The following is a 14,060-nucleotide window of genomic DNA, read 5'->3' on the forward strand; positions in this document are numbered from 1 at the left end:
ACTGATATCTTTTTTATGTTGGCAGGATCGGTGGCTGAAAGGGGAATCTGAAGTTTGATATTGCATCGATCCCCTCCCGCCGCGTCCCCTCCACCGCGAGTTTGTTTCTTAGGAACGAACGTTCCGCCTCCACCGCCGCCGCCGCCACTTCCTCCTGACATGCTCTCCCCCAAGCCTTACACCATTATTGAGCGCACGCTAAAAGATTTGCAAGCCTAGGATGTGTGGCGTCAAGTGATTTCTTGCGTCTCTACCGCTTCTTCCACCCGCCCCGATGTCCCGGTGCACCACCGCTCGATCGCGGCGCCGGTCCAAATTCGGGGCCAGATTGGCGCGAGTCGGTTGGCTGGAAGATTTTGCTGCCGCTGCCGGCGTCGGTGTCATCACGCGACGGCTTGGCGCGGTTCGGGCGGTAGGGCAGGGACTCGGGGCCGTGCATTTCGTCGAGATGGGGTTTGTGGACTTTTGAAGTCGCGCTGACACCGCCCGTGGATCGCCCCTCACCCCGACCCTCTCCCCGTGAAGGGCGGGGCGAGGGGGAAGAGGCACCGCCGCCGCGCTTCTTCATCGCGCTGGCGGGCAAATTCGCGGCTTCGCCGTATTTCTTCGCTCCGGCATAGGCGCCGGCCTTGTTCTGCACGGCGCGCTGTTTGGCGGTGGGGTCGTCGACCACGGCGAGTTCGGTGGCGCGGAGGCGCTTGACTTCGTCGCGCAGGCGGGCGGCTTCCTCGAAGTTCAGGTCGGCGGCGGCTTCGCGCATGCGGGTTTCGAGGTCGGCCAAAACGGCTTCGAAATTGTGGCCGATTGAGATGACATCGTCGGCCATGCCGCCGTCGCCGATTTCCACCAGCACATGGTCGCGCTCGTAGACGCTGTTCATGATGTCGCCGATGGATTTCTTGATGCTCTCCGGCGTGATGCCGTGGAGGGTGTTGTATTCGACCTGCTTTTCGCGGCGGCGGTCGGTCTCGGCGATGGCGCGCTCCATCGAGCCCGTCATCTGGTCGGCATAGAGGATCACCTTGCCGTCGACATTGCGCGCGGCGCGGCCGATGGTCTGGATCAGCGACGTCTCGCTGCGCAAAAAGCCTTCCTTGTCGGCGTCGAGGATCGCGACCAGCGCGCATTCGGGAATGTCGAGGCCTTCGCGCAACAGATTGATGCCGACCAGCGCGTCGAAGGCGCCGAGCCGCAAGTCGCGGATAATCTCGATGCGCTCGATGGTGTCGATATCCGAGTGCATGTAGCGGACGCGAATGCCCTGCTCGTGCAGATATTCGGTGAGGTCTTCCGCCATGCGCTTTGTCAAAACCGTGATCAGGCTGCGGTAACCCGCCTGCGCGGTGGCGCGGACCTCGCCGACGAGATCGTCGACCTGGGTGCGCGCCGGGCGGATATTGACGGGCGGATCGATCAGCCCGGTCGGGCGGATCACCTGTTCGACGAACACGCCGCCGCTTTCGTTCAGCTCCCAGCCGCTTGGCGTGGCGGAGACCGCGACCGATTGCGGGCGCATCATGTCCCATTCCTCGAAGCGCAGCGGACGGTTGTCCATGCAGGAGGGCAGCCGAAAACCGTATTCGGCCAGCGTCGCCTTGCGGCGGAAATCGCCTTTGAACATACCGCCGATCTGCGGCACCGTGACGTGGCTTTCGTCGGCGAACACCAGCGCGTTGTCGGGGACATATTCGAACAGCGTCGGCGGCGGCTCGCCGGGGCGGCGGCCGGTGAGATAGCGCGAATAGTTTTCGATGCCGGCGCAGCTGCCGGTGGCTTCCATCATTTCGAGATCGAAGGTGGTGCGCTGCTCCAGCCGCTGCGCCTCGAGGAGGCGGCCCTGGTTGTGGAGCTGGTCCAGCCGCAGCTTCAATTCGGATTTGATCGACTTGATCGCCTGCACCAGCGTCGGCCGCGGCGTCACATAGTGCGAATTGGCGTAGATCTTGATGAATTCGAGATCGTCCTGCTTGTGGCCGGTGAGCGGATCGAACTCCTCGATATTCTCGACGGTGTCGCCGAACAGGTTCACGCGCCAGGCGCGGTCTTCATAATGCGCCGGAAAGATGTCGATGACGTCGCCGCGGACGCGGAAGGTACCGCGGGTAAAATCGGCCTGCGTCCGCTTGTACTGCAGCGCGACGAGATCGGCGATCAGCTGCCGCTGGTCGATGCGCTCGCCCTTCTTCAGCGCAAAGGTCATCGCGGTATAGGTCTCGACCGAGCCGATACCGTAGATGCACGATACCGAGGCGACGATGATGACGTCGTCGCGTTCCAGAAGCGCGCGCGTCGCCGAATGGCGCATGCGGTCGATCTGCTCGTTGATCGAGGAGTCTTTCTCGATATAGGTGTCGGTCCGCGGCACATAGGCCTCGGGCTGGTAGTAGTCGTAATAGCTGACGAAATACTCCACCGCGTTGTCGGGGAAGAAACTCTTGAACTCGCCATAGAGCTGCGCGGCCAGCGTCTTGTTCGGCGCCAGGATGATCGCGGGGCGCTGCGTCGCCTCGATCACCTTGGCCATGGTGTAGGTTTTGCCGCTTCCGGTGACGCCGAGCAGCACCTGGGTGCGGTCGTTGCGCTGGATGCCCTCGACCAATTCCTTGATCGCGGTCGGCTGGTCGCCCTTCGGCTCGTATTCGGACTTGATCACGAACGGCTGGCCGCCCTCGGACTTTTCCGGGCGGGGCGGGCGGTGCGGCGTCCAGATCCTGACCTGGCCGTCTTCGCCCTTAAACTCCGGACGGCCGTCGCGAATCAGCGCGTCGAGCGCATCCGCGGTGGCGGCGACGCCGAGCGCCTCCATCTTGTTGCGCGGCGGCCGCGCTAACGCTGCGGCGTCTTCCTCCTCGGTGGTGAAACCGAGTTGCCTTGCCAGCTCGGGGTCGAGCGTCGGGATCGTCGCCGAGGTGCCGTAATTGGCCTGCGGAGCTTCGTCGAGGCCGGGCCCTGCGGCCGAGGCATCGCGCTTCGCGACATCCTCGTTGGTCCCCTTGGTCGACGCCCGCGCGCGATGCGCGGCGGCCTCGCCACCGGCGCGGCGATCCCAGGAATTATCCGGCGGCGGCTGCAGGCCGGTGCCCGAACCCATGCCGGCATCGCCCCGATTGATCGCGGGATTGAGCAGTTCCGCCAGCGCCGGTCCGATCGGCTGCACGTCGGGCCTCGACGCCTTGGAACTTGGTGCCTTGGAACTTGGTGCTTTGGATTTCGGGGTTTTGCCGGGCTTTTTGGGAGTGTCGGGATTCTTCGCCATGCCGGGAATATGGGGCGAGTCCGGCGGCGAGAAAAGGGCAAATGCCCCTCGGGGAAATAGCGGAATGTACGCTGATCTCAACCGGTTGATATGGCCTGCCGCGTCCGGCGCCTGCTGCGCGCCGTTGTCAGCAGCTGTCAGCACGCTCGGGGGACGCGCGGAACCGGCGCCGCACGCCGCGCGATGACCGGTGACGCCTTGAAGCTTCAGCCACGTCGCGTTCGATGCGGTCGGTTGATTTGGAACCAATCGGGGGGCACATTGGTGCGGACGTCGATCGAGGCGTCGCGCAGAGGACAATCCATGAGGTTGTCGACCAGGTTGACCGTTGCGATGGTGGCGTTGGTGCTGCTGGCGACAACCGCGGTCGGGCTGCTGACCTATCGCAATATCGCCGATTTTGCCCGGCCCCGGGCCCTGGACCGGATCGATACTCACGCCCAGCTGCTCGCCAACGAGCTTTCGGCCTCGGTCCGCGGCGCGCATGCCGACGTGATCGGCTTTCGCTCGGCCGTCGCCGTCATCGACATCATGACGGCGCATCTTGCCCGCGGCACCGATCCGGCCGCCGCCGCCGTCGAAGCGGAGTCGAGGAAGCGGCTGGGGCAGCGTTTTGCCGCCGAACTGGCCCCCAAGCCGAATTATTACGAATTCCGCTACATCGGGGTCGACGACGGGCACGAATTGGTGCGGGTCGACCGCTCGGGTCCCGGCGGCGCCGTCCGCGTCGTTCCCGACAGTGAACTGCAGCGCAAGGACGATCGGGACGCCTTCAGGCAAACCATCGCGTTGCCGCCGGGCGGGGTCTATGTCTCGCCGGTCGACCTCACTGTCGAACCGCCGCGCATTCCGGTGCTGCGGGTCGCAACCGTGGTGCGTGCGCCGGACGGGCGGCCGTTCGGCATCATGATCATCAATGTCGACATGCGGCCGGCCTTCGACCGGATCCGCTCCAGCGCGGTCAAGGGCGGACGGAGCTATGTCGTCAACGCTCAGGGCGACTTCCTCGTGCATCCCGACCGGGCCCGCGAATTCGGCTTTGCGTCCGGCAAGCCGGTTCATATCCAGGACGATTTTCCGGATTTCGCAGGCATCCTCGCGCGCGGCGATTCGGGGCCGCGCGTGATTGCGAACCGGGCCGGCAGGCGCTTCGGGTTCGCCGTGCAGTTCGTGCACCTCGCCGACGGTCCGCAGGTCGCGGTGATCCAGACGGTGCCGTATTCGGTGCTGATGGCCGCCGCCACATCCGTGCGCGACTCCAGCCTGTTGGGCGGCGCCATCGCGACGTTTTGCGCGTTCGTGGTGGCGCTGATCGTCGCCCGCTCGCTGACGCGGCCGCTGGTGCAGATGACCAAGGCCGTCGAGGGGTTTGCCCGCGATGAGACGGTCGCGCTGCCGGCCGGGGGCGGCTACGAGATCGGCGTGCTCGCCAATGCATTCGCTGGCATGGCGGCGGAGTCGCGGGCGAAGACGGCGGCGCTCAATCAGGAGATCGAGCAGCGCCGCCGTACCTTCGAGCACGAGCAGCTTTTCCTCGCCGCGGTGGAATCCTCGAACGATGCGATCATCACCGAAACGCTGGACGGCATCATCACCGGCTGGAATCCAGCCGCCGAACGCCTGTTCGGATTCTCCGCGCAGGAAGCGATCGGAAGCCACATCGATATCATCGTGCCGGAGCCGCTGCGGGACGAGGTCCGCGGCATCCTGGACAAGATACGCGCCGGAGAAAAAATCGAATACCGCGAAACCGTTCGCGTCGACAAGAACAGAAGGTGGATCGACGTGTCGCTCGGCATCGCTCCGATCAGGTCGCAGTCGGGAGCGGTCATCGGCGCCGCCAAGGTTGTGCGCGATATCACCGCGCAGAAGATCGCGCAGGAGGCGCTGCTCGAAAGCGAGCAGATGGCGCGGGACGTCATCGAAAACGCCCTGGAGGCGTTCATTCAGACCGACGAGCAAGGCTGCATCCTGCAATGGAATCCGCAGGCCGAGGCGATCTTCGGATGGTCGCGGCAGGAGGCGATGGGAAAGCACCCGACCGAGCTGATGCTGCCGGAGGCGCTGCTGCCGCAATTCGAGACCATGACCGAGCGGCTGATCCGCAACGCGGAGAACGCGGCCGGTGGTTCGCGCTTTGAGGTCGAGGCCATGCGCAAGGATGGACACACGCTCAAGGTCGAGGTCTCCCTGAAGGCGCTGCGCCGGCGCGGCGGCTATGTATTCAATGCCTTCGTCAGGGATCTCACGCAACGGGTCGCGGCGGAGGAACAGTTGCGGCAGGCCCAGAAGATGGAAGCGATCGGCCAGTTGACCGGCGGCATCGCGCACGACTTCAACAATGTGCTGACCGTGATCACCGGCACCATCGAAATCCTCGCCGAGGCCGTGGCCGCCAAGCCGAATCTTGCCGCCATCACCCGGCTGATCAGCGAGGCCGCCGATCGCGGCGCCGAACTCACCGGCCATCTGCTGGCCTTCGCCCGCAAGCAGCCGCTGCAACCGCACGAAACCGACATCAACCGGCTGATCGTCGAATCCTCACGGCTGATGCGGCCGGCGCTGGGCGAGCACGTCGAAATCGTATCGAAACTTTCGCCCTCGCTCTGCGAGGCCCTGGTCGACCCGGGCCAGCTCAGTTCGGCGCTGCTCAATCTTGCGATCAACGCCCGCGACGCCATGCCCGACGGCGGCAAGCTGACGCTCGAAACCAAGAACGTGAGTTTTGACGCGGACTACGCCGCCGCCAACGACGTCCAGGCGGGGGATTATGTCATGATCGCGGTGAGCGATACCGGCAGCGGAATTCCCGAGGCGATCCGCGACCGGGTGTTCGACCCGTTCTTTTCGACCAAGGAAGTCGGCAAGGGCACCGGGCTCGGGCTGAGTATGGTGTACGGCTTCGTCAAGCAATCCGGCGGACACATCAAGGTCTACAGCGAAGAGGGCTACGGCACGACATTCAGGCTCTATCTGCCGCAGGCCGATGCAAGGCGGGAGTCGCTCGCGGCGGAGCCGCCGACATCGGAGATCGAAGGCGGCAACGAGACGATTTTGGTCGTGGAGGACGACCCGCTGGTGCGCGCCTATGTCACCACCCAGCTCCAGAGCCTGGGCTACGCCACCCTGTCAGCCGGCAACGGCGCCGAAGCGCTTGCGATCGCCGCTGGCGGCGCGCCCTTCGACCTGCTGTTCACCGATGTCATCATGCCCGGCGGGATGAACGGAAGGCAGCTTGCCGCGGAGATGATGCGGCGACGCCCGGCGCTGAAGGTGCTGTTTACGTCGGGCTATACCGAAAATGCCATCATCCATCATGGCAGGCTGGACCGCGGCGTGCTGCTGCTCGCCAAGCCGTACCGGAAGCTGGATCTGGCCCGCATGCTCCGCATCGCCCTCAGTACCGCCGGAGTTTTGCCGGAGGGAAAGCCGGCGGCCGCGCAATGAGCCGCAACAATCTGGTCAGATACGCAGGTCGCCGGAATCCCGGGGCAGCGCGGAGGATTTGACGATATCGAGATGGATGCCGCCGCATTTCGTGCACCGCATGGTCCAGTATTCGGCGCCGCCGCGGCCCGGGATGATGCTCAGCACCGCGAGGTCGGCGTTGCATTGCGGGCAGTTCGACATCACGGGCGCCGAAGAGGGCGGCGGCTGCTCGGGTTCAAGCTGCGGCAGGGGGGCAACCATGTACGGGGCAACCATTTTCCAGCCGCCTATGGCGAGGTCGTGGGTTCGCTCGAACGCATCGTCCGGGACGTCGCATAGCGCCGCTCCAGCCGGTCGATGTGAGCTTTCGCATCCGCGACCGCCGCATCCGGATCGGGCCACGCGAAGCCGACTTCGAGCGTCGGAAACGGCATGCCATCGATGACGACCGGCTCTTGATCGGCCCGTTGAATCCTGGCGTGCCATAGCCCGCTCCCCGCCTCGAACGACTGAATTTCAAAGCCGCCGTAAATCATGTCGCGACTCCTGTGATTGTCCGGGATCAAGGGAAGCACGACCGGGCCGAAGCTTTTGTGAAGGGGTTCACATGTCCCGGCGATTTTTCGCCGCAAGCGGGGTGTGCGCCGGAGGAAGGGGAACTTCAGCCGCGTCCGGCAATGTGATCGGCGAGCACGGCCGCATCGTCGCCGACCCCCGACAGGAAGGAGGATTTCATCCGCGCCAGCCATTGCAGGCCGAGGAAATACAGGCCGGGTATGTCGGTAATGCCGTTGCGGTGAACCGGTTCGCCGTGCGCATCGAGCACCGGGACGTCGATCCAGCCGAAATCGACGCCGTAGCCGGTGGCCCAGATCACCGCATGGATGTTCTCGGCGCCAAGATCGAGCCGCGACAACGGCGCATCGACGCAAGGCGGATTTGGCAACTGGGCGCGGGCTGTGGGTTCGTCCGGAAAATCCAGACCGTGGAGCTGGACGTGCGCATCCACCATGTTGAGGAAGGTGGCGTAGACGACGTCGCCGTTGGCGAGGCTTTCGGCGAGATCCGGTGCGATCTCGAGCACGCCATCGCGTGCTGCCTTCAGCCGTCCGAGCAGCGTCATGCCGCAGGCGGCGAAGCGACGGAAGTCGATGGTGTGGCCGCCATAGGCGCCCGATATCACCGGCAGCAACCGCGACGGCCCGCGCTGCTCGGTCGTCGTCTGGTCGATGCCGAGTTCGCTCAGCCACCAGATCAGGTCGCGGCCGCGGTAGCGGCGCGGCAGGCGGGTGTGGCGGCCGACCGAGAGAAAGACGCGGCGGCCGGCGCAATGCAGCTCTTCGGCGATCTGCGCCCCCGACGCGCCGGCGCCGGCCACCAGCACCGCGCCCGGCGGCAGTTGTTCGGGATTTTTGTATCGGCTGGCGTGGACCTGAAAGATGGCGTCGTCGCGCAACAAATCCGGGATCTGGGCGCGCTGATAGGGGCCGGTGGCGACGACGACATTTTGCGCTTCGATGGCCCCGTCCGTGGTCTCGACGATGAAGCCGGAAGCGCCGTCGCGGCGTCGCAGCCGCGTCGCCTCGACGCCGCAGCGGATAGGCGGCGCGACGAACGCGGCATAGGCGTCGATGAAATCCACGATCGCGCTGGTGCTCGCAAACGCGTTGGGCTCGGTGTGCGGAAACGAAAACTCCGGCAACTGCACCGACCAGTTCGGAAACTGAAACTTCAGGCCGTCCCAGCGTTCGCTGCGCCAGCGCTCGGCGATCCGGTGCCGCTCCAGCACCAGATGCGACTGCCCGCGCTGCTTGAGCCGGTGGCTCATGACCAGCCCGGCCTGGCCGCCGCCGATCACCAGCGTTTCGACCCGCTCAACCGGCATGGCGCTGGCCCCTGGCGCGGCTGGCGGGCTCGGTTGCGGCGCGGATGATCCAGCGCCGGAACGCGGTAAAATCGCGCTGCCCGGTGCGGAAGTCGCGATAGACCAGATACCAGCGCATGCCCTTGGGCACGCTGAGCGCAAATGGCGCGACCAGCCGTCCGGCGGCGAGGTCGTCGTCGATATAGGGGCGGATGCCCATCGCAATGCCGAGGCCGTCGATCGCCGCCTGCAGCGCCTGGCCATAAAATTGAAACTCCGGTCCGCGCGCGGTGACCCGCGAGATTCCGGCGGCGCGCAGCCATAACGGCCAATCGTCCGGCGAATGGGCGACGCGCAACAGGCTCGGCCCCTTCAGGTCGGCTTGCCGTTTCAACGGGCCGGCCAGCCGCGGCGTGCACACCGGCAACAGATCGCCGGCAAACAGCGGTTCGGCGACCAGACCCGGCCACTCGCCGTCGCCGAGCTTGATGCCGCAGCTCCAGTCGTCGCCGAACGGTGCCGCGGCGCCGCCGGTGGTGATGCGCACCTCGATGTCCGGCTCCTGTTTGCGGAAATCCGCCAGCCGCGGGATCAGCCATTTCATCGCAAAGGTCGGTCCGACGCCGACAGTCAGCACCCGGACGCTGGCCGGCGCGGTGACCTGCGCGGTCAGGCTTGCCAGTGCATCGAAGATTGGCGTCAGCCCGCTCTGATAGGCGCGGCCGGCCGGGGTGGTCACGAGCCGGTTGGCCTTGCGCTCGAACAAGGCGACGCCGAGCCGCTCTTCGAGCAGATGCACCATCCGGCTGATCGCCGCCGCCGATACGTTCATCTCGGCGCCGGCCGCAGCGAAGCTGCCGCTCCGCGCCGCGGCCTCGAACGCCTTGATACCGTTGAGAAAGAGCAGCCGCCGCACATAACCCTCAGGAAAACTGATGCCAGAGCAAGATAACTCAGTTTGCGCAGTCAGTCCAAGCGCGGCACTAATGACGGCGGAGATTCTGATGACGCCGTTTTTGATCGCCGCGCTCGGCTTGCTGATGGTCGCGACCGCGTTCCTGTCGGGCCTGTTCGGCATGGCCGGCGGGCTGATCCTGATCGGCGTGCTGCTGGCGCTGATGCCATTGCCGACCGCGATGGTTTTGCATGCGATCACGCAGATGGCGTCGAACGGCTGGCGCGCCTTCCTGTGGCGCGCGCATATCCGCTGGCGGCCGGTGATGGTCTATCTGATCGGATGCGCGCTCGCGCTCGGCGCGTGGTCGATCACCCGCTACGTGCCGGACAAGCCGGTGGCGCTGCTTCTGCTCGGCGTGACGCCGTTCATGGCGCGGCTGATGCCGGCCAACATCAAGCCGAACCCCGACAGTGTTTGGCAGGGCGCGCTGTACGGCTCGCTCTGCATGGGGCTGATGCTGATGACCGGCGTCTCCGGTCCGCTGCTGGATACGTTTTTTCTCGGCGGCAATTTCGGCCGCCGCGAAATCGTCGCCACCAAGGCGACCTGCCAGGTCGCGAGCCATTTCACCAAACTGATCTATTTCGGCGGTATCATCGACCAGGCCGCAACCCTCGATCCGGTGCTGGCCGGTGTCGCGATCGCGGCCTCGATGCTCGGCACCAGCCTGGCGCGGCGGATTCTCGAAGCCATGAGCGATGCGCAGTTTCGCACCTGGGCGAACCGGCTGATCACGACGGTCGCGAGCTACTACATCCTCTATGGAAGCTGGCTGTTGCTGGCCGGAAGCTCGGTCGCCTCTTATTGAGAGCTATGGGCGATCTGTAGTCGCCTCAGATGAAGTATCCTATGTAAGAGGTTCGGTACTTTTGGTGGCCGGCCGGTTCACGAAGCGAGACCATGGCCGGCGCGTCAAAGCTAGCACTTGATTTCCTGGTGCGACGGGCGACAATGACGTCGCGCCAGCTTCAGGTACCGAACTTTATATAAGACGGGGAAAACCCGCTTGGCCACGGCAAGACCGTCGCTGCGCGGGAGGGAACGTTATGAGGGTAGGGTTCATGCGCTGGCAGCAGCGCCGACGCGATCCAGGCCGCCCGTGGTATCGCCATTACGACTTGGAGCGATGTAATCGCGCCGTTGCTCTGCAAAGAATTCGCCCTGTTTCGCGGCGAACTCGCCGCCACGGCGCTGCAAGTGGAACACCAACAAATGATCATCGAGCCAACGTATTGCGCACGTTGTCGCGTGCGCATGCGTTGAACCACGGAGGCGCGATAGACTGAAAGGGACTCGAAGCCGGCGTAAGACTGGCCAAAGGGCATCAGCTCAGACACACCGAGGGAGGAATGCATGACGACAGTAACCCGACGTCACGTCCTCAAGAGCGGTACCGCGCTCGTGGGCGGCATGGCCGGCATCCTGGCCACCGGCCGCGCGCCCGCTTTTGCACAGGGCACGACGGTACACTGGCTGCGCTGGACCGACTTCGTTCCGGCGTCAGATCAGCTTCTGCGCAACGAAATCGCCAAAGAGGGCGAGAAGGCGCTCGGCATAAAGCTCAATATCGAGACCATCAACGCCAACGACATCCAGGCCCGCGTCACCTCGGCGATCCAGTCGGGGTCGGGCCCCGACGTCATCTGCGTCCTCAACAATTGGGGGCAACTTTACGGCGAGAGCGTCATAGACGTCAGCGACATCGCTGAGGAACTCGGCAAGGGCCAGGGCGGCTTCTACGAAACATCCCGCGCTGTCGCCAATGACGGCAAGAAATGGATCGCAGTGCCGTGGTGCATCGTCGGCCTGCAGATCGCATACCGAAAGTCCTGGTTTGCCGAGATCGGCTACACGGATGGAAAATTTCCCCAGACGTGGGAAGAGTATCGCGAGGCCGGCAAGAAGCTGAAGGCAAAGGGACGGCCCATCGGCCAAACGCTGGGTCACACCTTCGGCGATGCGCCCGCCTTCGCTTACCCCTACCTGTGGTCCTGGGGCGGCAAAGAGGTCGAAGCAGACGGCAAGACGGTTGTGCTGAACAGCCCAGCAACGGTCGAGTCGGTGAAGTTCATGGTGGCCTTCTGGAAGGACGCCCACGATGAAGGCGGGCTCGCCTGGGACGATTCCAACAACAACCGCGCTTTTCTGTCGGGGACGTGCAGCGCCACGCTCAATGGCGCCTCGATCTACATCGAGGCTCTGCGCAAGCCGGATACCTACAAGACGGAGGCAGGCGGGCAACTGAAGGACGACATCCTGCACGCCGCGCTGCCCAAGGGCCCCGGCGGGCAGTTCAGCTATCACGTCCCGTTCTCGAACCTCCTGATGGGTTATTCGAAGAACCAGGATGCGGCGAAGAAATTCCTTGGCTGGATTCACTCCAAAGACGTCTACGACAAGTGGTTCGTCTCCCAGAAGGGCTTCTCGGTCGGCCCGACCACGGATTGGGAAAAGCACAAGCTGTGGGGCGACGACCCGATCATGCTGCCCTACAAGCAAGCGGCGCGCACAGGGCGCTTTGCTGGCTACCAAGGGCCCTCTACGCGCAAGGCAGCCGAGGTCGTAACCAAGTACATCATCATTGATATGTACGCAAAGGCCGTCCAGGGCATGCCCGCCGAGGATGCCGTGAAGTGGGCAGAGGCTGAGCTCACGAAGGTCTACGTCTGAGGTTAAGCCTCCCCCGCCCCATTTTTCGTGGGGAGCAAGGGAATCTTCCGGCCGACGAGGATCGAACATGGCGATAAGCGCGGTTTCCGCCACCACGCTCCGCGAGGCGCCCCCTCCGCGGCGACAGCGGTTGCTCGAGGACGAGCGCTGGCTGGCGTTCGTGCTGCTGGTGCCGACCATCGTGCTGCTCGGCATGTTCATCGCCTATCCCTTCATTCGAGGGATATTGCTGTCGGTCACCAGCTCGCGCGTCGGTATGCCCGGCGACTTCGTCGGCCTCGCTAACTTCTACAAGATCTTCAATGACGGGATCTTTCGCACCTCCGTTTACAACACCTTCGTCTATACGGGCGTGACCACCGTCTTCAAGCTGGCGCTCGGGCTGTGGCTGGCCATGCTGCTCAACCGTAATTTCCGCGGCAAGGCTTTTACCCGTGCTTTCATCCTGCTGCCTTTCATTATCCCGACCGTGCTCTCGACTTTCGCCTGGAAGTGGATGTTCGACCCGACGTTCAGCGTTCTCAATTGGCTCCTCTACCATTTCGGCTTGATCACCGGTCGGATCAACTGGCTGGGCGATCCGGACCTCGCCATGATCTCGATCATCATCGTCAACATCTGGCGCGGGGTGCCGTTCTTCGCCATCAGCCTGCTCGCCGGCCTGCAGACCATCAGTCCCGAACTCAACGAGGCCGCCGCCGTCGACGGCGCCAAGCCGTGGCAGCGATTCTGGCACATCACCTGGCCGCTGCTGCTGCCCGTGACCATGGTCGTGGTGCTGTTCTCGGTGATTCAGACGTTCGCCGACTTCCAGATCGTCTATGTGATGACGGGCGGCGGACCAGCCAACGCAACGCACCTGTTCGCCACCTACGCCTATCAGATCGGCATCGGCACCGGCCTCTTGAGCGAGGGCGCCGCCATCTCGCTCGCAATGTTTCCAGTCTTGTTTCTGGTCGTCATCATCCAACTTCTCTACATCCGCCGCGTGGAGGTCCGCTGAGCCATGATCGAAGGTGCAATCTGGCGAAAGTGGGTGTTCTTCTACGTCCCCATGGCGCTGTTCCTGCTTTTCCTGCTGTTCCCGTTCTACTGGATGGTGATCACTTCGGTGCGGCCGGACGGCGAGCTTTACCGGCCCTGGAATTCGATCAACTACAATCCGTTCTGGACCTGGAAACCGACCTGGGACCATGTCAGGTACCTGTTCGAGGAGACGCTGTTCGCATCGTGGCTGTGGAACACGACGTTCATCGCGCTCGCGTCAACCGCTATCTCGCTCGTGTGCGGCGTGTTCGCCGGCTATGCTCTGTCGCGGCTGAACTTTCCATTTGCCGGCAGCCTGGGCACCGCCATCTTCATTACCTATCTGGTGCCCCAGACGCTGCTGTTCATTCCGCTGGCCGAGATCATCCGCAACTATCGATTGGGTGATACGCCCTGGTCGCTGATCCTGACCTATCCAACATTTCTTATTCCGTTCTGCACCTGGCTGATGATGGGCTACTTCAAGGCCGTGCCCAGGGAGCTCGAGGAATGCGCGCGCATTGACGGAGCCTCGCGCTGGCAGGCCATGCTCTACATCGTCATCCCGGTGGCGATTCCAGGCATCCTCTCGGCCGGCATCTTCGCTTTCACGCTGTCGTGGAACGAGTTCATCTATGCACTTGTCTTCCTGTCCTCGCCTGCGCAGAAGACCGTGTCGGTGGGCGTCACATCGGAGCTGATCCGCGGCGATGTATTCTACTGGGGGCCGCTGATGGCTGGCGCCCTGCTCGGATCGATCCCGGTCGCTATCGCCTATTCGTTTTTCGTCGAGCACTACGTCGCGGGATTGACCGGATCGGTGAAGGGCTGACAGCACCCCGGATCATGGGGATTGA

11 protein-coding genes are annotated in these 14,060 nt (G+C 64.1%); 5 read left to right on the top strand and 6 right to left on the bottom strand.

The features are described from left to right. Positions 1 to 250 precede the first annotated feature (250 nt). Positions 251 to 3,256 carry an excinuclease ABC subunit UvrB gene (gene uvrB / locus NL528_RS10530; protein WP_309184850.1) on the bottom strand — a complete coding sequence of 1,002 codons (3,006 nt, stop codon included), beginning with the start codon at positions 3,254 to 3,256 and terminating at the stop codon, positions 251 to 253. A 303-nt stretch (positions 3,257 to 3,559) separates the two neighbouring features. Between uvrB and NL528_RS10535 the strand changes: the two genes are divergently transcribed. Beyond that, the gene (locus tag NL528_RS10535) at positions 3,560 to 6,703 is read left to right on the top strand and encodes a PAS domain S-box protein (RefSeq protein ID WP_309182624.1); all 3,144 of its coding nucleotides are present in this window, start codon (positions 3,560 to 3,562) and stop codon (positions 6,701 to 6,703) included. 15 nt (positions 6,704 to 6,718) lie between these two features. Here NL528_RS10535 and NL528_RS10540 read toward each other — a convergent pair whose 3' ends face one another. The 4 genes from NL528_RS10540 to NL528_RS10555 all read right to left on the bottom strand — a co-directional run bounded on the left by NL528_RS10540 (position 6,719) and on the right by NL528_RS10555 (position 9,465). Then, on the bottom strand, positions 6,719 to 6,946 hold the full coding sequence (locus NL528_RS10540; RefSeq protein ID WP_309184853.1) for a hypothetical protein: 228 nt from the start codon (positions 6,944 to 6,946) through the stop codon (positions 6,719 to 6,721). Positions 6,947 to 6,972: 26 nt separating this feature from the next. Beyond that, positions 6,973 to 7,221: a hypothetical protein gene (locus NL528_RS10545; RefSeq protein WP_309182625.1), complete on the bottom strand. Its 249-nt coding sequence runs from the start codon at positions 7,219 to 7,221 to the stop codon at positions 6,973 to 6,975. Between the two features lie 125 nt (positions 7,222 to 7,346). Then, a complete protein-coding gene (locus NL528_RS10550; protein ID WP_309182626.1) occupies positions 7,347 to 8,570 on the bottom strand; it encodes an NAD(P)-binding domain-containing protein in 1,224 nt (407 codons plus the stop codon). Continuing rightward, positions 8,560 to 9,465, bottom strand: a complete 906-nt coding sequence (locus tag NL528_RS10555) for a LysR substrate-binding domain-containing protein (protein ID WP_309182627.1) — start codon at positions 9,463 to 9,465, stop codon at positions 8,560 to 8,562. Before NL528_RS10555 ends, NL528_RS10550 begins: the two co-directional genes overlap by 11 nt. 88 nt (positions 9,466 to 9,553) lie before the next feature. Between NL528_RS10555 and NL528_RS10560 the strand changes: the two genes are divergently transcribed. Then, complete coding sequence (locus NL528_RS10560) at positions 9,554 to 10,315, top strand: sulfite exporter TauE/SafE family protein (protein ID WP_309182628.1); 762 nt, start codon at positions 9,554 to 9,556, stop codon at positions 10,313 to 10,315. Positions 10,316 to 10,566: 251 nt separating this feature from the next. Here the strand turns inward: NL528_RS10560 and NL528_RS10565 are convergent, their stop codons facing one another. Next, positions 10,567 to 10,716, bottom strand: a complete 150-nt coding sequence (locus NL528_RS10565) for a hypothetical protein (RefSeq protein WP_187436057.1) — start codon at positions 10,714 to 10,716, stop codon at positions 10,567 to 10,569. Between the two features lie 144 nt (positions 10,717 to 10,860). On the opposite strand from NL528_RS10565, the gene NL528_RS10570 reads away from it, so the two are divergent. The 3 genes from NL528_RS10570 to NL528_RS10580 all read left to right on the top strand — a co-directional run bounded on the left by NL528_RS10570 (position 10,861) and on the right by NL528_RS10580 (position 14,035). Beyond that, positions 10,861 to 12,177 carry an extracellular solute-binding protein gene (locus NL528_RS10570; RefSeq protein WP_309182629.1) on the top strand — a complete coding sequence of 439 codons (1,317 nt, stop codon included), beginning with the start codon at positions 10,861 to 10,863 and terminating at the stop codon, positions 12,175 to 12,177. Positions 12,178 to 12,244: 67 nt separating this feature from the next. Continuing rightward, entirely contained in the window at positions 12,245 to 13,180 is a 936-nt protein-coding gene (locus tag NL528_RS10575) for a sugar ABC transporter permease (RefSeq protein ID WP_309182630.1), read from the top strand. A 3-nt stretch (positions 13,181 to 13,183) separates the two neighbouring features. Next, a complete protein-coding gene (locus tag NL528_RS10580; RefSeq protein ID WP_309182631.1) occupies positions 13,184 to 14,035 on the top strand; it encodes a carbohydrate ABC transporter permease in 852 nt (283 codons plus the stop codon). The last annotated feature ends 25 nt before the right edge of the window (positions 14,036 to 14,060 follow it).

The sequence above is a fragment of the Bradyrhizobium sp. Ash2021 genome (assembly GCF_031202265.1).
GTDB lineage: Bacteria > Pseudomonadota > Alphaproteobacteria > Rhizobiales > Xanthobacteraceae > Bradyrhizobium.